General features: G+C 71.5%; 25 protein-coding genes and 1 tRNA gene. 20 read left to right on the forward strand and 6 right to left on the reverse strand.

Annotation, left to right across the window (positions count from 1 at the left end):
• The 8 genes from SMD20_RS13475 (at position 1) to SMD20_RS13510 (ending at position 9,180) form a co-directional block, all read left to right on the forward strand.
• Positions 1-162: a thiazolylpeptide-type bacteriocin gene (locus SMD20_RS13475; protein ID WP_329579952.1), complete on the forward strand. Its 162-nt coding sequence runs from the start codon at positions 1-3 to the stop codon at positions 160-162.
• Positions 163-172: 10 nt separating this feature from the next.
• On the forward strand, positions 173-319 hold the full coding sequence (locus tag SMD20_RS13480) for a thiazolylpeptide-type bacteriocin (RefSeq protein WP_329579955.1): 147 nt from the start codon (positions 173-175) through the stop codon (positions 317-319).
• A gap of 15 nt (positions 320-334) precedes the next feature.
• Positions 335-496 (forward strand): thiazolylpeptide-type bacteriocin, encoded by a 162-nt coding sequence (locus tag SMD20_RS13485; protein ID WP_329579958.1) that lies wholly within the window; start codon positions 335-337, stop codon positions 494-496.
• 63 nt (positions 497-559) lie between these two features.
• The gene (locus SMD20_RS13490; protein ID WP_329579961.1) at positions 560-3,127 is read left to right on the forward strand and encodes a lantibiotic dehydratase; all 2,568 of its coding nucleotides are present in this window, start codon (positions 560-562) and stop codon (positions 3,125-3,127) included.
• The gene (locus SMD20_RS13495; protein ID WP_329579963.1) at positions 3,124-4,296 is read left to right on the forward strand and encodes a hypothetical protein; all 1,173 of its coding nucleotides are present in this window, start codon (positions 3,124-3,126) and stop codon (positions 4,294-4,296) included. Before SMD20_RS13490 ends, SMD20_RS13495 begins: the two co-directional genes overlap by 4 nt.
• Complete coding sequence (locus tag SMD20_RS13500; RefSeq protein WP_329579966.1) at positions 4,293-6,017, forward strand: hypothetical protein; 1,725 nt, start codon at positions 4,293-4,295, stop codon at positions 6,015-6,017. The genes SMD20_RS13495 and SMD20_RS13500 overlap by 4 nt, the downstream gene beginning before the upstream one ends.
• Entirely contained in the window at positions 6,014-7,948 is a 1,935-nt protein-coding gene (locus SMD20_RS13505; RefSeq protein ID WP_329579968.1) for a TOMM precursor leader peptide-binding protein, read from the forward strand. The genes SMD20_RS13500 and SMD20_RS13505 overlap by 4 nt, the downstream gene beginning before the upstream one ends.
• Before the next feature lie 11 nt (positions 7,949-7,959).
• On the forward strand, positions 7,960-9,180 hold the full coding sequence (locus SMD20_RS13510) for a hypothetical protein (RefSeq protein WP_329579971.1): 1,221 nt from the start codon (positions 7,960-7,962) through the stop codon (positions 9,178-9,180).
• A gap of 324 nt (positions 9,181-9,504) precedes the next feature.
• On the opposite strand, the gene SMD20_RS13515 is transcribed toward SMD20_RS13510, so the two are convergent.
• Positions 9,505-10,311 carry a UTRA domain-containing protein gene (locus SMD20_RS13515; RefSeq protein ID WP_329579975.1) on the reverse strand — a complete coding sequence of 269 codons (807 nt, stop codon included), beginning with the start codon at positions 10,309-10,311 and terminating at the stop codon, positions 9,505-9,507.
• Positions 10,312-10,508: 197 nt separating this feature from the next.
• On the opposite strand from SMD20_RS13515, the gene SMD20_RS13520 reads away from it, so the two are divergent.
• The 3 genes from SMD20_RS13520 (at position 10,509) to SMD20_RS13530 (ending at position 13,645) form a co-directional block, all read left to right on the forward strand.
• Positions 10,509-10,889 (forward strand): hypothetical protein, encoded by a 381-nt coding sequence (locus SMD20_RS13520; RefSeq protein WP_329579977.1) that lies wholly within the window; start codon positions 10,509-10,511, stop codon positions 10,887-10,889.
• A gap of 651 nt (positions 10,890-11,540) precedes the next feature.
• The gene (locus tag SMD20_RS13525; RefSeq protein WP_329579980.1) at positions 11,541-12,437 is read left to right on the forward strand and encodes a hypothetical protein; all 897 of its coding nucleotides are present in this window, start codon (positions 11,541-11,543) and stop codon (positions 12,435-12,437) included.
• Positions 12,438-12,799: 362 nt separating this feature from the next.
• Complete coding sequence (locus tag SMD20_RS13530) at positions 12,800-13,645, forward strand: tyrosine-type recombinase/integrase (protein ID WP_329579983.1); 846 nt, start codon at positions 12,800-12,802, stop codon at positions 13,643-13,645.
• 75 nt (positions 13,646-13,720) lie between these two features.
• Here SMD20_RS13530 and SMD20_RS13535 read toward each other — a convergent pair.
• Positions 13,721-13,797 (reverse strand) — tRNA-Pro (locus SMD20_RS13535).
• Positions 13,798-13,890: 93 nt separating this feature from the next.
• Between SMD20_RS13535 and SMD20_RS13540 the strand changes: the two genes are divergently transcribed.
• From SMD20_RS13540 to SMD20_RS13555, 4 genes are all read left to right on the forward strand, one after another.
• On the forward strand, positions 13,891-14,319 hold the full coding sequence (locus SMD20_RS13540) for a helix-turn-helix domain-containing protein (protein WP_329579986.1): 429 nt from the start codon (positions 13,891-13,893) through the stop codon (positions 14,317-14,319).
• Between the two features lie 145 nt (positions 14,320-14,464).
• The gene (locus tag SMD20_RS13545; RefSeq protein ID WP_329579989.1) at positions 14,465-15,013 is read left to right on the forward strand and encodes a hypothetical protein; all 549 of its coding nucleotides are present in this window, start codon (positions 14,465-14,467) and stop codon (positions 15,011-15,013) included.
• A gap of 7 nt (positions 15,014-15,020) precedes the next feature.
• Complete coding sequence (locus SMD20_RS13550; RefSeq protein ID WP_329579991.1) at positions 15,021-15,920, forward strand: hypothetical protein; 900 nt, start codon at positions 15,021-15,023, stop codon at positions 15,918-15,920.
• Between the two features lies 1 nt (position 15,921).
• A complete protein-coding gene (locus SMD20_RS13555) occupies positions 15,922-16,119 on the forward strand; it encodes a hypothetical protein (RefSeq protein WP_329579995.1) in 198 nt (65 codons plus the stop codon).
• An 80-nt stretch (positions 16,120-16,199) separates the two neighbouring features.
• Here SMD20_RS13555 and SMD20_RS13560 read toward each other — a convergent pair whose 3' ends face one another.
• Positions 16,200-16,610 carry an ATP-binding protein gene (locus SMD20_RS13560; protein WP_329579997.1) on the reverse strand — a complete coding sequence of 137 codons (411 nt, stop codon included), beginning with the start codon at positions 16,608-16,610 and terminating at the stop codon, positions 16,200-16,202.
• 15 nt (positions 16,611-16,625) lie between these two features.
• Entirely contained in the window at positions 16,626-17,396 is a 771-nt protein-coding gene (locus tag SMD20_RS13565; protein WP_329580000.1) for a SigB/SigF/SigG family RNA polymerase sigma factor, read from the reverse strand.
• Positions 17,397-17,577: 181 nt separating this feature from the next.
• Between SMD20_RS13565 and SMD20_RS13570 the strand changes: the two genes are divergently transcribed.
• Entirely contained in the window at positions 17,578-17,934 is a 357-nt protein-coding gene (locus SMD20_RS13570; RefSeq protein WP_329592525.1) for an STAS domain-containing protein, read from the forward strand.
• 26 nt (positions 17,935-17,960) lie between these two features.
• Here SMD20_RS13570 and SMD20_RS13575 read toward each other — a convergent pair whose 3' ends face one another.
• The gene (locus SMD20_RS13575) at positions 17,961-18,677 is read right to left on the reverse strand and encodes an ANTAR domain-containing response regulator (protein WP_329580002.1); all 717 of its coding nucleotides are present in this window, start codon (positions 18,675-18,677) and stop codon (positions 17,961-17,963) included.
• Between the two features lie 58 nt (positions 18,678-18,735).
• On the opposite strand from SMD20_RS13575, the gene SMD20_RS13580 reads away from it, so the two are divergent.
• Positions 18,736-20,568, forward strand: a complete 1,833-nt coding sequence (locus SMD20_RS13580) for a SpoIIE family protein phosphatase (RefSeq protein WP_329580005.1) — start codon at positions 18,736-18,738, stop codon at positions 20,566-20,568.
• Positions 20,569-20,679: 111 nt separating this feature from the next.
• A complete protein-coding gene (locus SMD20_RS13585; protein WP_329580007.1) occupies positions 20,680-21,783 on the forward strand; it encodes a glycosyltransferase in 1,104 nt (367 codons plus the stop codon).
• 83 nt (positions 21,784-21,866) lie between these two features.
• Here the strand turns inward: SMD20_RS13585 and SMD20_RS13590 are convergent, their stop codons facing one another.
• Positions 21,867-22,916, reverse strand: coding sequence for a PucR family transcriptional regulator (locus SMD20_RS13590; RefSeq protein WP_329580009.1), 1,050 nt, complete (start codon positions 22,914-22,916; stop codon positions 21,867-21,869).
• 107 nt (positions 22,917-23,023) lie between these two features.
• Here SMD20_RS13590 and SMD20_RS13595 point away from each other — a divergent pair, with 107 nt between their 5' ends.
• Together SMD20_RS13595 and pruA are read left to right on the forward strand one after the other, a co-directional pair.
• Positions 23,024-23,941 (forward strand): proline dehydrogenase family protein, encoded by a 918-nt coding sequence (locus tag SMD20_RS13595; protein WP_329580011.1) that lies wholly within the window; start codon positions 23,024-23,026, stop codon positions 23,939-23,941.
• A gap of 2 nt (positions 23,942-23,943) precedes the next feature.
• Positions 23,944-25,569, forward strand: coding sequence for an L-glutamate gamma-semialdehyde dehydrogenase (pruA, locus tag SMD20_RS13600; RefSeq protein ID WP_329580014.1), 1,626 nt, complete (start codon positions 23,944-23,946; stop codon positions 25,567-25,569).
• The last annotated feature ends 14 nt before the right edge of the window (positions 25,570-25,583 follow it).

Genomic DNA, 25,583 nt, shown 5'->3' on the forward strand with positions numbered 1-25,583 from the left:
ATGCCGAACCTGACCTTCAACCTGGAGGACCTGGCTCTGGAGGAGCTGTCGGTCACCACGATGCGCGACGGCGTCGCGCTTCCCGAGACCGGCGCCTCCGCCTGCAGCGCGTTCACCTCGATCGCCACGTCCTCGTCCTGCTGCTGCATCGTCATCCAGTAGGGAGCGTGCGATGACCGCTTTCCCCTTCGAGGTGACGGATCTGAACCTGGAGGAGCTGTCGGTGACGGCGATGCGCGACAGCGTCGCCCTCCCCGAGACCGCCGCCTCCGGGTGCCTGACCACCTCCTCGTGCTGCTCGTGCATCCAACCCACCTGAGTGAGAGAAGGTGCCATGCCCAGTTTCGCCTTCCAGGTCGACGAGCTGGCTCTGGAGGAGCTGTCGGTGACGGCGATGCGTGACAGCGTCGCGCTTCCCGAGACCGGCGCCTCCGGCATCAGCTGCTCCAACCTGTCGATGTCGTGCAGCTCCTGCTGCTCCATCGACCCGATCTAGGAAGCCGCTCACACCCCCCGGCCGCTCACGGGTGGCCGGGGGACCACCCACAGAGGATGCGTGATGACCAGCACTTTGGACAGGCCGTCAGGCAGCGGTACGGCGAGCGCTGAACTGGCGCCCTTCGCGGTGGTCAGGCGCGCGGCCCTGCCGTACCCCGAACGTCCCCAGCGGGCCGAGCCGTGGCGTGCGGCCCTGCGTGAGCTGGCCGGGCTGCTGCGCACCATGGAGGCGGCCGCGCCCGGCCTGGCCGACGCGCTCGCGGCCAGTGCCGCCCGCCACTCCCTCGGCTTCCACCGCGCCGTGGTGCTGCCGCTGCGGCGCGACGTCCACAACGGCCGGGTGCCGCGCGAATCCCTCGTGGCCCGGCTCGGCGACCTGCCAGAAAGGGTGCCCGGACTGGCCGGGTGGCTGGCCGCCGCCCGCGCACGCGCCCGGCTGGAGCAGGAGCTCGCGGCCGGATGGGGCGACGCGCTGACGGCGGAACGCGAGGTCCTGGCCGGCATCTGTACGGCGGAGCCGCTGCGCCAGGCCGTCACCCTCACCGGGCGCGACCTGCTGTACGGCGTGGACCGTACGGCCGCGTGTGCCGGGCGCCCCGACAAGCGCGCCCGCCAGGCCGAGCCCACCGTGCTGCGCTACGCGCTGCGCGCCACCTCCAAGACCAGCCCGCTGTCCTGGTACACCTCGGTCGGCCTCGGCTGGTGGGACGGACGCCCTGGCTTCGACCCCCAGCCGCGCGCCTGCTCGCAGGTCAACCACGTCCTGGTCACACGGCTGCTGAACGCCCTCCTCGGAGACCCGGGCAGACGCGTGGACCTGCCGCACCGGCTCGCACCCGCCCTGCGGGAGCGCGACGGGCGGGTGGTGTACCAGCGCGACATCCCCCAGGCCGACGCCACCCACGTGCACGCGGCCCGAGAGGAACGGGTCGAACTCGCCCTCACTGGGCCGATCGCCTTCCTCCTCCGGCACCTGCGCCAGGGGGAACGCACCCCTCGGGAACTGGCCGAACTGCTGGCGCGCAACATCGCCAGCCCGGCGGCCGCGCAGGTGGCGGGCGCGTACGTGGGACAGATGATCGACGTCGGGCTCATCGTGCCGGTGTGGCCGGTCGACCCGCAGGACCCGGACGTGCTGGGCTCCCTGGCACGCTGGCTGGAGACCACCCCGGCCGCCGGCGGCGTGGTTTCAGACGGCGTGATCGCTGATCTTCCGGTCGCGGGCGGCTCGCTGGCCGGGCGGCTGGCGAGCCTGCGAGAGCGCACCGCGGCCTTCTCCAGCCTGCCCGCCGCCGCCCGCCCGGCCGCGCTCGCCGCGCTCGCCGACGACTGGCGGGAGACGGGCGAGCTCGTGGGCGCCGACCTGGCCGGGGTGCCGGTTCTCATGGAGGACGTCACCCTCCCCCGCCCCCTGGCCCTGGGCGCCAGGCACGGTCGCGCCGACCTGCCCGCGCTGGCCCGGCTCACCCCGCTGACCATGCTCTTCGACCACCACCTGTTCGTCCGCCGCCTGGTCACCGAGCGGTTCGTCGACCTGTACGGCAGCGGCGCCCGCGTGCCCCTCTCCGCCTGCACAGAGCTGATGTCGCAGGTCTGGAGCCAGGTGCTCGGCAACAGGCAGCGCGACCCCGGCATCGAGGCCGCCCGCGAGCAGGTGCGCGAGCTGATCTCCGCCGCCGGCGACCCGCACTCGCTCGACCGCGAGATCCCCGGGGAAGCCGTCAACGCCGCCGCGGACCTGCTGCCCGCCTGGGTGCACGCCCGGCCGGTCTCCTACTCCTACTTCGTCCAGCCCGTCCCCGGCGGCGGGCTCGCGGTCAACCACGTCTACGCCGGGTTCGCCAGGTTCACCAGCCGCTTCCTGCCCCAGCTCGACCCCTCGGCCACGGCGGCCGTGACGGAATGGCTGCACCGCGTCCTGGGCCCCGACACCGTGCAATACCGCCCGGTGCTGGGCTTCAACGCCAACCTGCACCCCATGGTCACCGCCCGCGAGGTGGGCGAGGACCCGCGCTGGGCCGACCTCCCGCCCGAGGAGCTCGACCTCGTCCACGACGAGGACACCGAGCTCGTCCGGGTCGTCGACCGCGCCACCGGACGCCCCCTGAGCGTGCTCTACCTCGGCTTCCTCGTGCCCTACTCGCTACCGGACCGCACCGCGCCCCTCACCGCGGACCTGGTGTGCGGGCATCCGGCACTGTCCGGCCTCGCGGGCCGGCGCGAGACGGGCGGCGTGACGGAGCTGGGACGGCTGACCCACGACGGGATCGTGCTGCAGCGCCGCAAGTGGAAGTTCGCCGACGACGCGGCCACCGCGCTGCGCGAAGCCTTCAGGAGCGAGCATCCCGCCGTCGCCGCCGCCCGCCTCCGGGCCCGCCACGGGCTGCCCGAGCACCTGTTCGCCGAGGCGTCCACGGCCGTGGACTCGCTGGCCGGGTTCCTGCGCAAGCTGCGGGCGGCCAAGCCGCAGTACGTCGATCTGGGCAACGCGCTGCACCTGCGCTGCCTGCCCGCCCACCTGGAGCGGTACCCCGAGGACATCGCCCTGGTGGAGGCCCTGCCCGTACCGGGGACCGTGGACGAACCGGTGACCGAGCTCATCGTCGAATCCTGCTGGAGAGCCTCATGAGCGAGTTGGACGTCGTCTGCTATTACTACGAGCCCGTCAAGGCGGGGCTGCTCAGGCAGGCCGTCTTTCCCGCGCTGGGGGAGGCGGTCGCGGCGGGCGTACGCGGGCACGTCGAGCGCCACTGGCTCCACGGCCCCCACCTGCGCGTCCGCCTCCGACTCGGCCCAGGCACGATGAGCGCCCCGGACCCGGTCTCCGCGCTCGGAGCGGCCGCCCCGGCGGAGCTGGCCGCTGCCGCGGAGCTGGTCGCCGATCGGTTGCGCGGCCACCTGAGCCGCCACCCCTCGACCCACCGGCAGACCCCCGCCGAACTACTCGCCCACTCGCGCGAGGCCGGGCGCCTGGAGCTGGTCGCCGGGCCGTACGAACCCATTTTTCCCGACAACACCGTCACCACCACCCCCGCCGACCACGCCGCGACCGCCGGGCTGCTGGGCTCGGCCGAGCTGGTACGGCTGCGCTCGCGCGTGCTCGAACGGGGCATGCCGCCGTGCCGTACCGCCCTGGACCAGCTCGCATCGGACGGCGACAGCGCGCCCGGCCGAATCGCCCTGGCGATCACCGCGATGACCGTGCACGCCGACGAGTACCCGCACGGCCTGCAGCACGGCTACCACTCCTTCCTGTCGCACGTGGAGGATTTCCTCACCTGGCACGACCCGGACGGCCGGGTCCGGCATGGTCTCGACACCGCCTGGGAACGCAACCGCGAGGCGACCGTCGACCTCGTGGCACGCATCGCCGAAGGACACCGACCCTCCGCCGCCGTGTCGGCCTGGCGGGCCTGGAGCGCGGCGGCCCGCGCCGAGGCCGGGCAGGCCTACGACGACGGCGTCCTGGTGATGGAGCTCGGACCCGGCTACGCCGCACGCGCCGCCCTGCTCGACGATCCACGCACCGCCCGGCGCTGGGACCCGGGCGCCCCGCGCGAGGTCAGTGAATACCACCGGGCGCTGCGCTCGGTGGACTTCACCCGGCCTCCGCTCGGCCGCAGCTTCACCGTCTACCGGTTCGGCACGAACATGCTCTACCAGCTCCTGGCCGTCTGCGACGTCACCCCCATGGAGCGGTACCTGGCCGCCTCGATGATGGCCCGCGCGGTCCAGCAGGTGACGGGCACCAGCTGGCGCGAACAGCTCGGGGCGCCCCTCGGGTCGGTGGCGCGATGACGGAGGTGCTCCGGCTGCGCCCGGTCGTCCACGCCGCCCCCACCGCCGACGGGGTGCACGTACGCGGATGGACGTCGAGCTTCACCGTCAACGGCGGGGCCGGGCTGTGGCGGCTGTGGGAGCACCTCGCCGCGGCCCTGGCGGGCGGCGTGCCCGCCCCCGAGCTGGCCGCCCCACCCGGCACCCCGGAACCGGTCGCCCGCGCCATCGAGCTGATCATCGGCCAGCTGCGCGAGCACGACATGCTCGTGGCCGTGCCGCAGGGGTGGGGAGAACCGGGCCCCGACCTGCCGCCGATCGCGGTGGCCGCCTGGCTTGAGTCCTCGGCGGCCGACCCCGCCGCCGCGTGGCACCGGCTCGCCGGGACGGTGTTCACGATCTGCGGCGCAGGCGCACCGGCCGCCGCCGCCGAGCGCGCCCTGGCCGCAGCGGGGATGCGCTACCGCCGCGTACCGGGGCCGGCCTCCACGCTGACGCTGGAGGCGTCAGACCAGCTCGCCGTGGTGGCCGGGTGCCTGGGAGAGGTTGGCTACGCCGTACCCCCGGGCTCCGCCGACACGGCGGCAGCGCAGGCCGCCGCCGTGGCCCACCGCCTGTCGGGCGGGTCCACCGAGACATCGGCGAATGAGGCATCCGCCGACGCGGCCCCCCGCCTGTCGAACGGGCCCGCCGCGGAGCCGCCCGAGGTCCTTTGCGCACTGGTGGCCGGGGCTGCGGTGCACCGGTTGCTGTGCGCGGCGGCCGGGCTGCCCGACCCCTCCCGGGAAGGGCGCGAGACCCCCACACCGCACCACGCGGTCCTGGTCGCTCGCCTCGACCCGCTCAGGATGGCCTATCACCCCTGGCCCGACGCCGAGCCACCCCGCGAGGCGCTCTCCTGGGAGGAGGCCATGGCGGCACTCGACGTCCTCGGCGATCCTGAGCTGGGCCTGGTGCCCGCCCCACAGGCGCAGGATCTGCCCCAGCTCCCCGTCAACCTGGCCGCCTGTGGCGAGATGGTGGGCTATGGCACCACATTGGACGCCGCCCGCCTGCACGCCGCCCTGTCCGCGGTCGCCCGGCCCTCCGACGTGGCCGTCGGCATGGATCACCTGCACGCCCGCGGCCTGGCCCTGCGCCTGGCCACCCATCGCGACCGGCTGGAACCGGTGGAGGCCGTGGAGCTCGTGGAGGAGGCGGAGTGGGCCGACGATCCCGCGGCGCGCCGCTGGTGGAAAGCGCTGACCCTACGCCTGGCCGTACCGGCGGGCATCGAGGTGGTACGGCTCGCGGCCGGCGTGGTGCATGCCCAGGTGAGTGCACGCGGGTGCGTCCTCGGCTGGGCGGTGGAAGCCGAAGCAGGCGAGGCGGCAGCCTTCGCCCTGCTCGCGGCGACGGCGAGGGAACAGGCGCGCCGAGCGGGCCGGTCGATCGCCGAAGGTCCACCGGTCTGCGGCGCGACCCCGGCATGGCAGCCCTCGCCCCAGCCGCTTCCCTGGGGGTACCGGGACCATGCTTGGCCGTCTGGTTCCCGCGAAGGCGAGGCCCGCTTTCAGCAGGCCCTCGCAGCCCTGGCCGGCGAGCATGAGATTTGTGGAGCTGAGGCCACCGCGCTCAGGCCGGCTGCACTCGTAGCAGACGAAGCCGGGGCCGGCGGGCTGTGGGCGATTTCGGGTCTGGTCGCGGTCCGGGTACCCCCTGCCCGCGCGGCGCGGCCGCTCGTCCTCGGACGCGCCCAATGAAGATCCTCTCCTGCGCGACAGAGCTACGCGACACGGACGCCGAGGCGCTCTTCCTGACCCGGTACCGCCTGGCCGAGCTGGAGGAGCTCGCCGCCCGCACCAAGAGCAGACGGCATCCGTTACTGCCGATCTGCCACGAGGGCGCACTGGTCCTGATCGGCCCGGTCCAGGGCCCCCAAGGCGGCGTCTGCCTGGCCTGCGCCGAGACCCAGCGGCTGGCCGCGTTCGGGACCGCCGTCCCGGTGGGCGACCCGCGGCTCACCCTGCGAGGTGTGGCATCGCCCGCCTTCCAGCCCGCTCTGCTGGAGCTGGCGGCCACGATGCTCGCCAACGCCGAGCAGCACGCGGACGTCGTCTACGCCCTGCGGACCGACCACGGCTCCCTGACCCGCCACACCGTCATGCCCCGCACGGAGGGATGCCCGACATGCGCACCGCGGCCGGCGGAGGAGCCCATCGCCCAGCCATCGCCCCCGGCTGCGACGGCCGTCGCACAGACGTCGTCCCCCGCCGCAGAACCCGCTGCCCGAGCACCGCTGCCGGCCGTCGCGGGCACCCTGCGGACCCACAACCCAAGGACCGAGGGCTCACGCCTGCACGACACGCTCATCGACTCGCGTTACGGCCCAGTGGCAGGTCTCAGACGCAGTGGCTCCCTGGCCCTGCCCACGGTGGCCGCGATGCTGGCCGGTGACCCGGACGGGCAGGTGGCCGGGTTCGGCCGGACGGGGGACTTCGCGCAGTCGGAGCGGGTGGCCCTGTTCGAGGCGGTCGAGCGACTCAGCGGCATGCGCCCGCACGGCGGCCTGGCCGGCGCGGCCGGCACGGGTGGCGCGGGCAGGGTGGCGCGGGCGGGTGGCGCAGGCGGTGCGGTGTGGGCGGCCTTCGCCGACCTGGGCCCGGACCGCGCGGTCGATCCCGCCACGCTGGGCCTGCACGAGCCCGACCGGTACCGGACCGACCCCCACCGCACCCTGGTCCCCTACACCCCCGACGTGCCGACCACCTGGGCTCAAGGTTGGTCCTTCACCCGCTCCACGCCCCTCCTCGTCCCCGAGCACGTCGCCTACTGGGGGCTGCCACGAAGCGACGCGGCCAGGTTCGTGGCTGAGACCTCCAGCGGTTGCGGGCTGGGCAACAGCCTGGCGGAGGCGGTGCTGCACGGCTTCTTCGAGGTCGCGGAGCGCGACGCGTTCCTGATGGCCTGGTACGCGGGCACCCCGCTGCCCCGCCTCGCCGTACCGGACGATCATCTCCTGCTGCCCCACCTGGTCGATCGCCTCGACCACCGTGGGTACGTCCTGGAATTCCTCGACGCCACGAACGATCTCGGCGTCCCCGTCGCCCTGGCGATGGCCCGGCGGAGGGACGGCAGGCAGCCCGCGGCCTTCTTCGCCGCAGGAGCGCATCCCGATCCGGTGGCCGCGATGGTCTCGGCCGCCGCGGAGATCGCCGTGGACGTCGAATCCGCCGCCGACCGGGCCAGGCGGGCGCCGGGCGACTACACGAGGGAGCGGCTGCTGCGCCTGCTCGACGACCCGGACCGGATCCGCACCATGGAGGACCACGTCGCCGTGTACGGCCTGCCGGAGGCGGCAGGGAAGTACGCGTTCCTCCTGGAGGACGCTCCGGAACCGGTGCCCGCCCCCGCTCCACCCGGCGGCGACCTGTGGGCGGTTCTCGACCACTACGTCGGCCATCTGCGTGGGCTCGGCCTGGAGCTCGCCGCCGTGGACCAGAGCCATCCCGTCATCCGCGACCGTCTGGGCCTGCACGCGGCGAAGGTGATCGTGCCGGGCACGCTGCCGATGACCTTCGGCCACGCCAACCGGCGCCTGCGCGGCCTGGACCGGCTCTGGAGCGTCCCCGCCCTCCTGGGCCGCCGCCCCACACGTGGACCCGACCGCCTGCCACCCCACCCATTCCCGTGACGGAGCCTCTCGTGACGGAGTCCCCTGCCCCGTCGGCCGACGGCATCGACTCGTCGGCCGACAGCATCGCCGCCGTCCTGGCCACCGTCCACGAGCACGGGCCGGGCAAGGGCCCGCACTCCGAGGGCCCGGTACGGCCCGAGCCGCCCGCCGTTCCAGGCACCCCGCTGAGCTCGCTCGCGGCCTGGGGTGACTTCGGCTCCGCCCTGGCCAGGCTCCTGACGGACGTGCTCACCCCGACCCGCTGGGAGCCGCACAACCCGTTCAACGACCACCGCGCCTACCCCTCGCCGCGCGCCGCCTACCTGATCGAGCCCTGGCTGCGGATCGGCATCAGTGCCTGGCGCGTCGACCTGGTCCGGCGCACCCTGGCCGGCCCCGGCTCGCCGCGCCCCGCCCGGAGGGTCAGGCTGGATCTGCGGCGCCGTCCGGACCGGCTGCCCGCCGGCTACGGCTCGCTCGCCGAGGCCCTGGCCGAGCTGGAAGCCGGGCACCTCATGGGAGCCCTGGCCGAACGTGCGCCCGGCCATGGGCTCACCCTCGTCCCGGATCCCGCGGGCATCACGATCACCCCCGGCGCCTCGGCCGCCGTCGCCTTGCCGCTCTTGCCCTCCTGGCGCAGCGCCGGTCTGGGGCCGCGCGGCGTGTCGGCCGACCCCAGGCCCTTGCCGGAGTCGGCTGCCCGGGCGGTCGCCGAGGCGCTCACGGATCCGCCGCCGGGCTCACCTGCCGCGACCTCGCGCCTGAGAGTACGGCTGGCGCTCAGGAACGTGACCGGCCTGCCGGACGGCTGGTACGCGCTGTCTCCCTTGGAGCCGCGAAGGTGCGACGACCGCCACCCGCCGTCCTCCCTGGAAATGCGACAACCGGGCGCCGCGATGGCGGCGGTCCAGGCCGCCTTCACCTACCCGCCCGAGCAGATCCACGTAGGCGGCATGAACCTGGCCGTTCTCATCACCGCCGACGTCGGGCGCGTGGTCCGGGAGGAGGGACCCCAGGCCTACCCCGCTCTCCTGCGGGCCGCCGGAGCGCTGGCGCAGCACGCCTGTACGGCTGCGGCCGTACAGGGCCTGTTCTGCCGCCCGGTCCGCAGCGTCAGGGAAGCGTCCCTGGAGGCCGCCGCCGGCGCACCCGCCGCTCATGACCTGCTCTACCTGGCCCTGGTCGGACGCCCACGGTTCGCCTCGCTCTCCTACGACCTGACGCCGCTGGCCCGTGACGCTACTTCGTGATCACGCTCTCGAGGCTCATCGAAGTGCTCACCGACCTGGACCTGCTCCACGAGAAGAGCCAGGCGCGTCGATCTGTCCTAGTCTGGTCCCAGATTGGCCGCAGGAATACGCGAAAAGGCCGTTCCCGATTTCTCGAAAACGGCCTCCGACCTGCGGTTCCTCACAAGTCGGGACGACAGGATTTGAACCTGCGACCCCTTGACCCCCAGGCACATCATGAGGGGGCGGGATCGCGGCCGAGACCCGCCCCAACCTGGGGATATAGTCCTTGCCGGCCCTTCATCGTCCAAGGTCGTCCGGCGCGATTGCCACTCAGTTCGTCACTCAGAATTCGTCGTACCCGGAGACCTGGCCGATGGAGAAGATGTGCCGGTTCGCGGCGCAGATCGTCTCAAGAACGTGGATGGGCATGTCCTCGGTGGAATAGCTCGCGCGGAGCACCTGGACGATCCACTCACCGGGCTCCAGTTCCAGCGTCTCGCGTTCGAAGGTGGTCGGCGGCCGAGCAGTCAGGTTCTCCTCCGCGTGACCGAACGAGTAACCGAGCGCGGTCAGCGCGGACTGAAGCGACGGCTTCACGAACTCCGGCTCGGCGATTCTCGTGTCGCCGAACAGGTCCGCGCGGAAGTAGCTGGTCGCGATGCGTACGGGTATGTCGTTCGCGGTCATCATCTTGCGCCGCGCCACGATGTCCATACCGGGTTCGACCCGCAGACAGGCCGCGACATGATCGCTGGCGGGTTCGAGCCCGACGTAGAGCATCCGGCGATCAGCTTTGAGCCCTTGCCGTTCCGCTTCCGCCAGGAACAGGGACTTGGACCCCCTGACCGCGGGTTCGGTCGGCAACGCCCGCTGCACCAACACCCGAGGGGCCGGCGAGGCAGGGCCTTCGGGCGCACGAGCGGTCGGCCCTTTCCTCATCTGCGAGATGCGTCCGGGCGAGACACCCAGCCGCCCGGCGATCTCCTCCAGGCTCATCCCTGACTCCCGCGCCTCTGCGATGGCCTGTCGGCGCATCTTGGCAGCCTCGGCGACCAACCCCTGCTCCTCGGTCATGAGTCGGCTGAGCACACGGGCTCGTTCCACGGGATCGTTGACCTGCGCGACCTCTCTCAGCGTCTTCAAGTCCATCCGGGCGTTGCCTCCTCAGGGGCCGACATTCGGCGCACTTTAGACCCCCTATTGCGAGGGCCTGGCCGGAGCTCTACTCTCGACTTTAGCCCCCCTAAAGCGGGGCCCTTTAGTAGACCCCCACCTACGGGACGAACGGTGCTGCAACACCACCCGCAGACGGGGGTCCGGAGCATCGAGAGCTTGGGGCATCAACGATGCAGGATCAGATTATCGCCGTGCCCAGGAACGGCAAGAAAACGCAAGCCGCCCTGTCCGCAGATCTCCTGCGCCAGACCCTCCAGAGAGAGCACGGCATACAGGCAGACATCCCTGCGGGATACGACCTCGCCCTGGTGTCGGTCGGGGTAGGGCTGGTGGTCTGGTGCGATGGCGACCGATTCTGGTGGCGCACCGGCTGGGACCCCGAACGCAAGCGCGCCATCTACGCCTGGCACCCGGCCATCGAACCTGAACGAGCTGCCCACCGCATCGCCTTCCGGTACGCCGATCTACGCGCCAAGCACCCACTCGCTCAGGCGATCGGCGACGTGGGGCACGCCGCCAGCGCCTCCCCCATGGAAGAGAGCGCGCCATGACGACGGCTGGGAGCACCATCGGCAGCCGAGTCAAGATCGTGGATATGCTCCATAGCCCAGCCAGGACACGAGCGTTCGCATCATGGCTCCTTGGGCAACGTGGCACGGTGGTGAGCATCCTACGTAATGGCACGCTGGCACTCGTGAAACTCGACGGCGAGCCCGGCGAACTGCTCGGCGGAGCACGACGCTGGCCCATCCACTGGGATGACCTATTGGTGTAGACCGTGGACGCCGGGCCGGTGAACGTCCAAGACGGCTACCGGCTGGGACTATCCGGCCTGGGACGAGACGCCGTTCAGCATGCCGTACATGGTGACAGCAGAACGAGCCTCTGTGGCAAGCCAGCACATCCGCTGCCGATCTGCGGATGGTCGTTGCCATTCTCACGAGGGGCAGCCCGGGCCTGCCTCACCTGTGTCCGCTTGGCAGTGCAGGCGTCATAGCACCGTCCGCTTTTCAGGCGGACCAATCACCCTGCTCAGATAGCGGAGATCCTGATCAGAAGGTGGTGGACGGTAGCCGAAGTGAGCCCGTGTGCGGGGACGTTGCTGTCAGCGCTGCTGTCATCACCCTTGCGGGATCACGACCTTCGTCCGCTACTGTCGCCCGAGTCGATCTACCAGCAAGCGGGGGAACGGAGAGGCCGTCGTGACGCAGGCATTTCATGCGGAGACGCGCCTTTCTGCAAAGGCACTCCGCGTCGGGGCGGTCCTGGCTGTCTCCGGGCCGGTCATCCTGAAGACTTCCAGGATCAGCGCGGCAGAGCTGAACGTCGGGATCTGCTGGGGAGCCGACTCCGCCGCTTCCTTCCTCATGACGACGAGCCCGTGGTGGCAGCTGCTGTCGTGGGGCGAACTCCTGCTGCCGGTGGTCCTGGCCGGTCTCCTGTTGTGCGCCTCGCGCCGGACCACGCTCCTAGGGAGCGCGGCGGTTTGTGCCGTGCTCGTGTTCAGGCTGCTCGCGATCTCCCTCCCGTCCGGTACCCACCCCCTCACCGACCGGCCCCTTCCCGTCGATGAGCCCTGGCCGTCGATCGTCTGCTACACCGTGGCCATCGTGGCGCTGCTTGTGGCAGCACGTTCGCCCCTGCCTCCGGCGCGGAAGGGCATCGTGCTCTGGGCGGCGGCGATCGTGGCGGCTGCGTGGACGGTCGGCCGGCTCTCTCTTCCGACCGGTGAGTCCACCTCCTTCGGCTGGTTCACCTCCACACCGCCGACGGAACTGCTGTGGAAGCAACCCGGCGCGTGGTCCTGCAAGGCCGACGTGGACGGCGTGCTGATCGTGCTCATCGCCTTGGCCGCGGCGGCCGGCGGTGTCATGGCAGGTCGGACGCGGCACCGTGTCGCATGGGGGATCGGTGTGCTCCTCACCCTCGCCGCCGTCGAGGGGTTCGTGACGGTTCTCATCGTCGCGGGCGGCGAACACCTCGCGTACGCGACCGAGATGACCCGATGGCACCTCCTGGTCGCAGCGGCGCTCGTCATCGCGACCACTTTCCGGGATCGACCACCAGCAACCGAGCTTGATGAGCCCCACCCGCTGTAGAGGCAGACCGGGGAACGGTGGAGACCCCTTCATTACGAGTGAAGCGGAGGGCCGTGGTCGGGAGCCGTCGCTGCTGCTCAACAGTGTGATGCTGTACGGGACGATCAGGCTGCGTGAGGCGGCGTTGCTGTATTTCCCTGCTGTACAGCAGACCACAGCAACCCGCGTATCCGGTGGCAAGCCGACCCGGAGCGCAGGGCCGCCAGGCCCGGGCACCGGAAGCGGCGCGGCAGCTTGGCCTTCCGCTTCTCAAAGCGGAGCAATCACCCTCATCGTTCATTTCAGCGCAAGGTCAGAGGGTGGTGGGCGGCTGCCGCAGTGCGCCGAGGGATGCCGACGTTGTCGTCAGCGACGTCGCCACTGTGTACATCATCCCCGACCTGGGCGCCCGCAAGCTGCGCGAGCTCAGCGCCGAGGATGTGGACCGGTGGCTCGTCGCCAAGGCGAAGGTCCTCAGCGCCCGTACAGTGCGGCTGCTCCACTCGTGTCTGAACCGCGCGGTGAAGTTCGCCCAGGCCCGCGACAAGGTCAAGCGTAACGTCGTGGGCCTGTGCGAGATCCCAGAAGGCAAGGAAGGCCGCCCGTCCAAGTCCCTCACCCTCGATCAGGCCACCGCCCTCCTCGCCGCGGCCGAGGACACGCGCCTGTACGCCTACGTCGTCCTGTCGCTGCTGATCGGTGCCCGTACAGAGGAGCTGCGGGCGCTTACCTGGAAGGAGGTGGATCTCGTCGGCGACCCGGACAAGGACATCCCGCTGTGGATCGCCGTGTGGCGTTCGGTACGCGAAGGAGGCGACACCAAGACCAAGCGCTCACGGCGTTCCCTGGCGCTGCCCAAGCGATGCGTAGAAGCGCTCATCGCTCACCGGGAGCAGCAGCGGAAGGACATAAAGGAGGCAGGCGAGAAGTGGAAGGATCATGGCCTCGTCTTCGCCTCGCTCGTCGGCACACCGCTCGACGCACACAACGTCCGACGCGCGTTCCGGAAGATCGTCAAGGACGCCGGGATGCCCGCGTACTACTGGACGCCCCGCGAGATGCGCCACAGCTTCGTCTCGCTGCTCTCCGACTCCGGCGTCCCCCTGGAAGACATCGCCCGGCTCGTCGGCCACAGCGGAACAGCGGTCACCGAAGCCGTCTACCGTAAGCAGATCCGCCCAGTACTCCTGCAAGGAGCTGCGGCGATGGACACCCTCTTCGCCCGGTAGTCAATCAGTTAGTCACTCACCAATGCGAAAGGGTGCCATCCTGATGGATGACACCCTGCTCGACCAGTGAAAATCTGGTCGGGACGACAGGATTTGAACCTGCGACCCCTTGACCCCCAGTCAAGTGCGCTACCAAGCTGCGCTACGTCCCGGTTTGTCGGCCGCCCCCTGCGGGGCGGGACGTCATAACCTTAGCGCACATCGGAGGTACACGCGCACACGTGAAGCGGTAGTGGAGGTGGCAGGTGGGGCGGAAGCCGACCATCGATCGGGAGGAGCTGGCCCGGCTGGTCGCCCAGGGCATGAGCGTGCAGGAGCTGGCGGGGCACTTCGGGGTCAGCGAGTCGGGGGTGCTGCAGGCCAAGCGGGCCGCGGGGCTGGCCAAGCCGATGATGGACCACAGCCGCGCCCTGCCGTGGAAGCTGGCGCGGGCCCATGCTCAGTCGGGACCGGCGACCAATCTGCGCAATCTGTCGGCGGCGGCGCAAGGAAGGCCGCCGGCGGCCGAGCGGCTGAACACGGCGTTGCGGTGGGCGCAGCGGCTGGTGGACGCCGGGCTCGACGTCCGGTACGACGCCGCCGAAGGGTTCAGTGAGGTTCCGGCGGCGGCGGGCGGGTCGCACGTGGCGGTCGTGCTGGAGGAGGCGCGCCGGGCGCTGGGTGAGGGGCGGTAGCCGGGCGCGGCAGAAGGGCCGATACCGGGCGGGAGGATCGGGCTTGGCAACGCCGATCCGGGCCTTTTAGTGGGGTTGGGCGAGTTTTACCTACCCGTTCGAGGGAAGTCGCTGGTCTCAAGTTGAGAGACCGGAGGCGAAGATCATGACCACCTTTGCGTGGGTGGCCGTCGTCGTGGTCGCGGTGGTGGCACTCGCCGCTGTGGCATATTTCGTCGGTCAGCGGCAGAAGCGCAGCAGTCATCTCCGCGAGCGTTTCGGCCCCGAGTACGAACGCGTGGTCGCCGAGAGCGACAACCGTCGCGAGGCGGAGGAGGAGCTGCGGGCCCGCGAGGAGCGGCTCAAGGAGCTCGACATCCGCCCCCTCCCCCCGGAGACCCGCGACTCGTACGCGAACCGGTGGACCGAGGTGCAGGAGCGTTTCGTGGACGCCCCCATGTTCGCGGTGACGGAGGCCGACCAGTTGGTCACGTCCGTCATGGCCGAGCGGGGCTACCCCACTGAGGACTTCGAGCAGCGCCTGTCCGACCTGTCGGTACGGCACGCGTCCACCCTGGACCACTACCGGACGGCTCACGAGATCAGCGGCCGCGCGGCCAGGAAGGAAGCCTCCACCGAGGAGCTCCGCCAGGCCATGGTGCACTACCGCGCGCTGTTCGAGGAGCTGCTCCAGGAAACCACCCGAGGACGGTGAGGGAGATATGAGCAGCGGCAGCGATGAGCTGAAGGTTCCGGCCAAACGTCCCGACGGGCGGGACGACGACGTACGGGATCGCGACGCGTACGAGCACGGGCACGAGGAGAAGGCCGAGACCCGGGACGTACTGGTGGCCGGGACCGGGACCGGGCGGGACGTCCTGGACGACCACCCCGATCAGACCGGCCTCGATCGCACCGGCCTTGATCGCACCGGGCCTGACCACCTCGATCCCGATCGCACCGGCGGCTTCGACGACCCCGATCGGCGCGAGGTCCGCGAGGACGAGAAGGTCCACTCGGCGGAGACGCGCGACCCCCTGGACAAGGACCCCCTGGACAAGGACCCCCTGGACAAGGACCCCCTGGACAAGGACCGCCTGGACGACGACCCCCTGGACGACGGCGACGACGAGTTCGCCCGCAGCGAGCAGACCACCATGCCGTCGCCTCCCCCGCACGCCGCCGGCACCACCACCGGGGCCGTCCCGGCCGAGGCGCCGGCGCACGCCGCCCCCGCCGACGTGGCCCTGTTCGACCAGGACCCGGCCGAGGTGCAGTCCCGCTGGCGCGACCTGCAGGCCGCGTTCGTGGACGACCCCGGCGACGCCGTGCAGCGCGCCGACGGCCTGCTGAGCGAGGTCGTGGAGTCGGTGACCGCCAGCCTCAACAGCCGTACGTCCGCCCTGCGCGAGCGCTGGAAGGACGCCGGGGCCCCGGACACCGAGCAGCTCCGGCAGGCGCTGCGCGAGTACAGGAGCGTCCTGGAGCGGCTCCTGGCGCTCTCCTCGACGACGAACGCGACGCCCGGGATGACGCCGCCGGGGACGGCAGGGACGATCGGCGCGCACACGTCCATGTACGGCTCCCACAACCCGACCACAACCAGGGATGAGGTGAGATGACATGCTCGCGATAGTCGCAGCGATCATCTTCGGGCTGGGCTTCCTGCTCGACCTGGTCGGCGCGAAGATCCCCGGCGGGTTCTCCGGCATGACCTTCGCGCTGCTGGGTCTGTGCCTGCTGGCCCTGCACCAGGCGGGCGTCGGCACGGCCGGCATCCGCAGCGGATACAGCAACTGGCGGGGCCGCGCCCGGCGCTGACCTGCCGGCCCCACCCCGAGACCGAACGGCCCTCCGCGTGATCCAGGCGGGGGGCCGTTCCTCATGCGCCCCCGCGAGGGTCACTTGCTGGGGAAGCGCATGATCACGGTGCTGCCGCCGTCGCCGACGCGCAGCGTCAGGTCGGACGACAGCAGCCGGGCCACCCACAGCCCCATGCCCCCCACGGCGCCGGGCATCGGCCCCGGCTTCCAGGTGCCCTCGTCGTGCACCTCGACGACCAGCTCACCGCTCGCGACCCAGGTGCGCAGGACGGCCTGGTCGGCGCCGTGGGTGACGGCGTTGGTGGCGACCTCGTTGACGGCGATGACGAAGTCGCCGATCGATTCCTCGGGCATGCCGGCGTCGCGGGCTCCGTCCTCAGCGAACTGCCGGACCTGTGGCAGGTCCGGCAGCCGGAACCGGAGCCGTTTCACGGGCGCGCCGGGTGGCGGGCCCGCGTGGCCCGACTGAGGCTCGACGTCCTCGTTCACCCGGCGACCTTCTTCTCAACCCACCAGCTCGGTACGCAGCTGGTCCAGTACTTTCCTGAGGATGCGCGAGACGTGCATCTGGGAGATCCCGAACTCAGCGGCTATCTCCGCCTGCGTCATGTTGCCGAAGAACCGTAGCAGCAGAATGTGTTTCTCGCGCGAGGGGAGCGCGTCGATGAGTGGTTTGACCGCTTCCCTGTCGACCATCGTGCTCAGCGTGTCGTCGTCCTCCGGGATGACGTCGCCGAGCGAGGCGGCGTCGTCGTCGGTGCCGAGCGGCGCGTCGAGCGAGAGCGTGCTGTAGGCGGCGGAGGCGTCGAGCGTGAGCAGGACGTCCTCCTCGGTGATGTTCATCTTCGCGGCGAGCTCGGCGACGGTCGGCGATCGGCCGAGGTCCTGGCTGAGGTCGGCGACGAGCCTGTTGAGCTCGGAGCGGCGCTCCTGGTACAGGCGCGGCACCCGGATGGCCCAGGTGCGGTCGCGGAAATGACGCTTGACCTCCCCTGTCATCGTGACGACGGCGTAGCCCCTGAACGCGTGTCCGAGGCTCGCGTCGAAGCCGTTGACGGCCTTCATCAGGCCAACATACGCGGCCTGGAGGAGATCCTCCAACGGCTCGCCCCGGTAGCGGTAGCGCCGGGCGATCTCCATGGCGAGCGGCCGGTGCATCTCGACGATGCGCTCACGCAGCCGCTCCCTGAGGCTTGCGGGGGTGTCCTCCCGGGCCATCTCGGCCAGGAGCTCTTCGGCGGTCATCTCCTCGAGGACGTATTCCTGCACAGCCATCGCTGCTCCTCATATGGATGCAGGGCGGCCTCCGCAGGAGCAATGTGAAAAAGCCCATGCAGAGGCACACCTCGCTCTACTCTCGAGACGAAAGCCCTCTGCTGGACTTCGGGTCCAGTGTCCCCCCTGACACCGGAAGTATTCCTCGCTCGCGCGGTGACAGTAGGGTTGCTGCGTGACAATGCCGGAGAACGGCGAAGGGACCGCGGCGGCCCTGAGCCTGACGTCGTCTACCGTCGACGGGATCAGCGTGATCCGCGTCGACGGCGTGCTCGACGCGACCACGCGCGAGCAGTTCGCCGATTACCTGTCGATGGCGGGTGCCGACGTGATCCTCGATCTCGCCGGGGTGACGTTCATGGACTCGCGCGCGCTGGGCCTGATCGTGCACCACTGGCAGACGAGCCTGGCCTCAGGGTCCAGGTTCGCGCTGGTCGGCGTGGAGTACTCCAAGTCGAAGGTGATGTGGATCACGGGCCTGGCGCAGCGCCTGCCGCTCTACGACACGCTCGACGACGCCCTCGGCGCCCTCGGGTGATCAAGCGATGAGGGCCGGGCGGCGGGTCAACGGCGTGACTTGCGCTGGTGCTCCTCCACGAGGAGCCTGGCCAGGTCCGCTACCTTGACCTGGTGGTGCTGCGAGATCCTGCGCAGCTCCTCGAAGGCGTCCTCGGCGGAGCATCCGCTGGTCTGCATGATGATGCCCTTGGCCTGGTCGATGAGCGCGCGGCCGGCGAGCGCCTCCTGGAGCTGGGCGGCGTCGGTGCGCACCTCCTCGAAGTCCCACATGTTGGCCATGGCGACGCCGAGCTGCTCGGTCAGCATGTCGGTGAGCGAGTGGGCGCCCTGCGGCGAGAACGCGCCGGGCCGTACGGAGTAGAGACCGACGACGAGCTGGGCCTGGGCCACGTCGATGGGCACGGCCAGCGCGGAGCGTATGCCCCAGCGGGTGGCGAGGGCGTCGTAGCGGGGCCAGCGGCCGTCGGTGAGCACGTCGGCGACGGACGCGCGGGCGCCGCTCTTCCTGGCCTCCACGGACGGGCCCTCGCCGACTTCGCGTTCGCCCTCGACGAGCATGATCAGCTCGCTGTGCGAGCCGGAGACGAGCACCCGCTGGTCGCGCCAGTGCTCGGCGGAGGCGCCCGCGCAGCCCGGCACCCCGGCCGCCAGCGCCGTGGTGAGCCCCCTCAGCACACTCTCCATCGAGGTGTCCTCGCCGAGACGGCCGAGAGCGGCGAGGTCACGGGCGAGACCGGGGGTGATCAAGGCGGTCGATTCCATAGCGATAAGCCTCTACCCCATATGGCAACCAATATCCCGAGTAGCGTAGCGTCAGAGGATGACCATGCCGGACCTCGAACATGCGCTGGACGCGCTGGCCGGGCGCGTCACGTCGCTGCGTGAGGCGAGGACCGCCTATCCCAACGACCTCGCGCCCACGCTCGACGCGACCCTCGCCGAGCTCGACACCGCCGTCGAGCTGCTGGCCGAGGCGCGCGAGCAGCTGCGCAAGGCCCCCAAACGCACGGCGGGCAGGAAGGACGGCGCGCAGCGCGAGCTGAAGCTGCTGCGGCAGGTGTTCCGCGCGTTCCCCGTGCCGGTGATCGTGCTCGACGGCGGCGGCGTGGTCAGGCGGATCAACCCCGAGACCTCGCGGATGCTGGGCAGCCCGGACGGCTACCTGGTCGGCCGCTCGTTCCCGCTGCTGGTGGACGTGTCGCGGCGGGCGGCGTTCCGCTCGCACCTGACGTCGGTGCTGCAGACCGGGCAGCCGTCGGCGTTCGAGACCCGGCTGGCGCACCAGGGGCGCACCCACACCGTGCAGGTGGCGCTGACCAGGCTGACGATGCCGGGCGAGCCGCAGCAGATGGTGGCGGCCGTGGCGCTGCCGACGGAGGTGCAGCTTCCCGAGCCGGGCGCGCGGCGGCCCGAGCAGTCCGACGGCGCGCTGCTCATCGCCGCGGCCAAGCGGCAGGACCTGCTGGTCAAGATGGGCAAGCTGCTGCTGGACGAGCAGGCGCTGCTGCGTCCGGTGGCGGTGGCGCGGGCCACCCGCCTGCTGGCGGCCGAGTGGGCCGACTGGGTGATCGCCGATCTCGTACGCGACGGGCTGGCGCGCCGCTCGGCCGTGATGGGGCCGAAGAACCTGCCGGTGGCGGGGCTGGTACGCCAGGTCGAGGCGAGCGACCCGATGGGCAGCCAGGTGGTGCTGCAGGTGCTGGAGCGGCGCACGGGCGTGGTCCAGGAGATGGTGGACGACGAGACGCTGCTGGGTTTCTCCGCCGAGGGGCCGCTGCTGACGGCGATGGGCGCGGGCTCGCTGGTGTGCGTGCCGATCGGCAACGGCGACGGCGTGCTGACGCTGGTGCGCGGGCACGACCGGTCGCCGTTCACGCTGGCGGACCTCGCGGTGCTGCAGGAGGTCGGGCTCCAGCTCGGCCTCGCGGTACGCGCCCAGAGCAGCTACCAGAGCCGTTCGCGGGCGGCGGACGCGCTGTCGGCGAGCGTCGCGCCGCGCAACCTGCCCGACGTGCCCGGCTACGAGGCGGCGGCCGTCTACCATCCGGGCTCGTCGGTGGGCGCGGAGTTCTACGACGTGTTCCCGGTCTCGAAGGGCTGGGGCTTCGCGCTGGGCGGCGCGGCGGGCAAGGGCGAGGAGGCGGCCTCGGTCAGCGCCATGGTGCGCGGCGGCCTGCGGGTGCTGAGCGCCTGGGAGTCCGATCCCGACCTGGTGATGCGCAAGGTCAACGAGGCGCTGGTGGCGCAGGGCACGGGCATGTTCGTGATGGCCGTGGCCGGGTTCGTCAAGGGGCGCACGCTGCGGATGTCGTCGGCGGGGCACCATCCCGCGGTGCTGCTGCAGCCCGACGGGGGCGTGCGTTACGCGGCCGGCGGCGGCGTGCCGCTGGGCATCTCGCCCGAGGCGGAGACGAGCGTGGAGACGCTGACGGTGGCTCCCGGGGAGACGCTGGTGCTCTATTCGGAGGGCCTGATCTCCTCCAGGAACGACCGGGGCGAGCCGTACGGCGAGGAGCGCCTGGCCGACGTGCTGGCCAGATGCGCAGGTCAGGCGCCCAGCGCGGTGGTGAAGGCGGTCGAGGAGGACCGCAACCTGTTCTCCCGCGGCCAGGTTTGGGACGAGATCGTGGTGTTCGCGCTGCGGGGTGTCTGAGTTGTGGGGGTTTGCGATCGCGGCAAACCTGGGTATTCTCTAGGGCACAGCCTTTCCGTGCCTAAGACGCAGGCACACCTTCTGACGCTTTTCACGTTGCTGAGGTGTGCCATGAATATCGCGATCGTCGCTTCCGCCGGAGGCAGCCAGCGCCACCGCCTTCTCGCCGTCGCCCGCGAGCTGGGCCGCGAGCACCACGTCACCATCTACTCCCGCCGTGACAACGCCGAAGGCAAGCCCAAGACGAGGGTGGCCCCGGGTGTCACGCTGGAGCAGCTGGACGTGGGCCCGGCCAGGGACCTGCCCGCCGACGACGTGTTGCCCTACCTGAACGACCTCGGCGACCACCTCTCCAAGCGGTGGAACCACGACCGTCCCGACGTGATCCACGCGCACTCCTGGACCTGGGGCCTGGCCGCCGTGGCCGGCGCGCAGGGGCTGTCGGTGCCGGTGACGCAGACGTTCCACACCGTCGACACCGCGCACAAGGACGTCGAGCGGGCGCTCGGCCGCCGCGCCCGCGCCGTCATCGCCGGCTCGGGCGACGAGGAGTCCGCGCTGATCCGGCTCGGCGTGCCGCGCAACAACATCGCGATCGTCCCCCCGGGCGTCGACACCGAGCGTTTCCAGCGGCGCGGGCCGGTCGCCACGCGCGGCTCCCACAAGCGGCTGCTGCACGTCGGCCCGCTCACCCCCGACCGCGGCGCGCACACCATCGTGCGGGCGCTGCAGGGCCTGCAGGACGTCGAGCTGGTCATCGCCGGCGGCCCCGAGCCCGAGGACCTGGACGCCGACCGCGACGCCCGCCGCCTGCGCGTGCTGGCCGAGCAGCTCGGCGTCGCCGACCGCGTGACGCTGCTGGGCCAGGTCAAGCGCCCGGCCGTGCCGAAGCTCATGCGCAGCGCGGACGCCGTGGTGTCGGTGCCGCGCGAGGCCGCGAGCGGGATCGTCGCGCTGGAGGCCATGGCCTGCGGCGTGCCGGTCATCGCCTCGGCCGTGGGCGCGCACCTCGACTCCGTCATCGACGGCGTGACCGGCCTGCTGGTGCCGCCGGACCGCCCCGCCCGCACCGCGCGGCTGGCCCGCGAGCTGCTCCAGGACCCGACGCTGCGCACCGCGCTCGGCTACGCGGGCGCCGACCGGGCGCGCTCGCGCTACTCCTGGGAGCGGGTCAGCCAGGAGCTCGTCCGGGTGTACGAGGCCGCCTGCGCCTGACGAACTTTTCCGGCTCCGGCAGGGTTTCCCTGCCGGAGCCGTTCGCTTGTCCAGGAGCGCACCGTTGCCCAGGAGCGCACCGGCTACGGGCGCTCCTGGCGGCACAGGCGCGCGGCCTTGAGCCCCAGGTGGACGGCCAGGCGGTCGTCGCCGTCCGACAGGTCCCGGCCCGCCAAGCGCTCGGCCTTGCCCAGCCGGTAGTAGAGGGTCTGGCGGTGGATGCCCAGCTCGGCGGCGGCCTTCTGGGCGTGGCCGCCCTGGTCGAGATAGACCTCCACGGTCTGGGCCAGCTCGTCGTCCAGCGCCGCGACCTCGGCCGCCAGCTCGCGCAGGTCCGGCAGGCCGAGCCGGGCCAGCAGACGGTGCACGCCCAGGTCCTCCCAGCGGGCGACGGGGGCGTACCGGGGGAAGTGCTCGGCGATGCGCAGCGCCTGGCGGGCCTCGCGCCAGCTCAGCCAGGCGTCGGCCAGGTCCGTACGGGGCGCGCCGACGCCGGCGGCGGTGCCGTACGCGCTCCGCACCGTCTGCGCCACCTCCCCCGCCAGGTGCGCGGGGGCGAGCAGGGCGACCGGCGAGCCGGGGCGGGCCAGCACCCCGCGCGGCAGCGTCCACAGGGCGGCGACCCGCTCCTGCGACTCGCGTACCGCGATGGCCGTGACCGGGCCGGTGACCGGGCTGGCCGTCTCGATGACGGCTCCCGCGCGCTCCTCCGGGTCGGCCGAGAACAGCGCGAGCAGCCCGCGCCCGAGATCGCTGCGGCTCCTGGCCTCCTGGGCGAGCGCGGCGGCGGCCCTCGCCACGAGCGGCGCGACGGCGGCGAGGCGTTCGTCGGTGAGCGCGCCGGAGTCGAGCAGCCACAGGTAGCCGTAGGTGACCTCGCCGTGCCGCAGCGGCCAGCACACCCGGGCGAGGACCCCGAGCGCGGCGTCGGCCGGGATCCGCACGGGCCCGCCGGCGCGGGCGATGCCGTAGCGTTCGAAGTAGTCGCGCACCTCGCCGCTGGCCCGCCTGCGCAGGATCGACTCCTGGCGGACCGTGTCGATGTCACCGTGCTGAGCGCCGTAGGCGAGCAGCCGGAACGAGCGGTCCTCCAGCGTGGCGGAGGCGCCCAGCCGGGCGGCGATCTCGTCCACGGTCTCTTGTAGGTCTGCCGGGTCATACATTTGTATGACAGCCTGCCACAAGAGGCGTTACGCCCGTCAGTGGACCCCTCTGACCTGCGATTTCTAAACTTGAGCACATGCTCGGTCAACTGTTGCTCGCCGCTTCCAGGAGTGGCCTCGTCCGCCGCTCCGTGTCAGGCTTCCCGCTCACCAACAAGGTGGTCCAGCGGTTCGTCGCGGGCGAGAGCGTCGAGGAGGCCCGCGTCGCCGTCGAACGCCTCCGTGACGCCAACCTGGCCGTGACCATCGACCATCTCGGCGAGGAGACGCTCGACGCGGGCGCCGCCAAGGCCACCGCCGGCGCGTACATCACGCTGCTGGAGGCGCTGCGCCCGCTGGGGCTCGGCGTGCGCGGCGAGGTGTCGGTCAAGCTGTCGGCCGTCGGGCAGCGGCTCGACGACGCCATGGCGCTGGAGCACGCCCGCGAGATCTGCGCGGCCGCCGCGCTCAACGGTTCGACCGTGACCCTCGACATGGAGGACCACACCACCGTCGACTCCACCCTCGGCATCCTGCGCAAGCTGCGCGAGGACTACCCGGCGACGGGCGTGGCCGTCCAGGCGTACCTGTTCCGCAGCGAGGCGGACTGCCGCGACCTGTCCGCCGAGGGCTCCCGCGTCCGGCTGGTCAAGGGCGCCTACCGCGAGCCCGCCTCGGTCGCCCACCAGGACAAGGCCGAGGTCGACAAGGCGTACGTGCGATGCCTGCGGATCCTCATGGCGGGGAAGGGTTACCCCATGGTGGCGACGCACGACGACCGCCTGATCGCGATCACGGAGCTGCTCGCCGACCGTTTCGGGCGCTCGATCGGCGACCACGAGTTCCAGATGCTCTACGGAATCCGGACCGACCGGCAGGAGTCCCTGGCGGGCGCCGGTCACACGGTCCGCGTCTACGTCCCGTACGGCGACGACTGGTACGGCTACTTCATGCGCCGCCTGGCGGAGCGCCCGGCCAACGTCGCCTTCTTCCTTCGCGCCCTTGGGGGTAAGTAGTAATGGATGCCATCAGCAACGTCCCCGCGCCCGTGAACGAGCCGATCCACGGCTACGCGCCGGGCAGCGCCGAGCGGGCCGCGCTGGAGGACCGCATCAAGGAGCTCTCCGGGGCCTCGCTCGACCTGACCATGACCATCGGCGGCGAGCAGCGGCTCGGCGGCGGCGCGCCCATCGACGTGGTGCAGCCGCACAACCATGCCTCCGTCCTGGGCCGTACCAACGACGCTACGGCCCAGGACGTGCGGGACGCGATCGACAACGCGCTCCAGGCGGCCCCCGCCTGGCGGGCGCTGTCGTTCGACGAGCGGGCGGCGATCTTCCTCAAGGCCGCCGACCTGCTCGCCGGACCGTGGCGGGCCACGCTGAACGCCGCCACGATGCTCGGCCAGTCGAAGTCGGTGCAGCAGGCAGAGATCGACTCGGCCTGCGAGCTGATCGACTTCCTGCGCTTCAACGTGTCCTACGCCCGGCAGCTCTACGCCGACCAGCCGATCTCCTCCCCCGGCGTGTGGAACCGGATGGAGTACCGGCCCCTTGAGGGGTTCGTGCTGGCGATCACGCCGTTCAACTTCACGGCCATCGCCGGCAACCTGCCCGCCTCGGCCGCGCTGATGGGCAACGTCGTGGTCTGGAAGCCGTCGCCGACGCAGCAGTTCGCCGCGCACTTCACGATGCGGCTGCTGGAGGCGGCCGGGCTGCCGCCGGGCGTCATCAACATGGTCACCGGCAACGGCCAGGGCGTCTCCGAGGCCGCGCTCACGCACCCGGCGCTCGCGGGCATCCACTTCACCGGCTCCACCGCGACGTTCCAGCACCTGTGGGCCACCGTGGGCCAGAACATCGCCTCCTACCGCGCCTACCCGCGCCTGGTCGGCGAGACCGGCGGCAAGGACTTCGTGCTCGCCCACCCGTCCGCCGACCCTGCCGTGCTGTCCACGGCGCTGATCAGGGGCGCGTTCGAGTACCAGGGGCAGAAGTGCTCGGCGGCGTCGCGGGCGTACGTGCCGCGCTCCCTCTGGAACCGCGTGCGTGACGACTTCGTCGCCACGGCCGAGTCGCTGACCGTCGGGGACGTGACCGGCGACCTGTCGACGTTCATGGGCGCCGTCATCGACGGGCGGGCCTTCGCCAAGCACAAGGCGGCGATCGACCGGGCCCGCGAGTCCGCGGGCATCGACCTGCTCACCGGCTCCTACGACGACAGCACGGGCTGGTTCGTCCGGCCGACGGTGCTGGAGTGCGCCGACCCGACGGACGAGATCTTCGTCAAGGAGTACTTCGGGCCGATCCTCGGCGTGCACGTCTACGACGACGGCGACTTCGACCGGGTGCTCGACCAGATGGAGGGCGTGGCGCCGTACGCGCTGACCGGCTCGATCATCGCCCAGGACCGGTACGCCATCGCCTCGGCCTCGGAGCGGCTGCGCTTCGCGGCCGGCAACTTCTACGTCAACGACAAGCCGACGGGCGCGGTCGTGGGGCAGCAGCCGTTCGGCGGCGCGCGGGCCTCCGGCACCAACGACAAGGCCGGGTCGATCTTCAACCTGATCCGCTGGGTGAACGCCCGCACGATCAAGGAGCTGTTCGTCCCGCCCACGGACCACCGTTACCCGCACATGGGCTGAGTCCCTGACCGTGC

The sequence above is a fragment of the Nonomuraea sp. LP-02 genome (assembly GCF_036289125.1).
GTDB lineage: Bacteria > Actinomycetota > Actinomycetes > Streptosporangiales > Streptosporangiaceae > Nonomuraea > Nonomuraea bangladeshensis.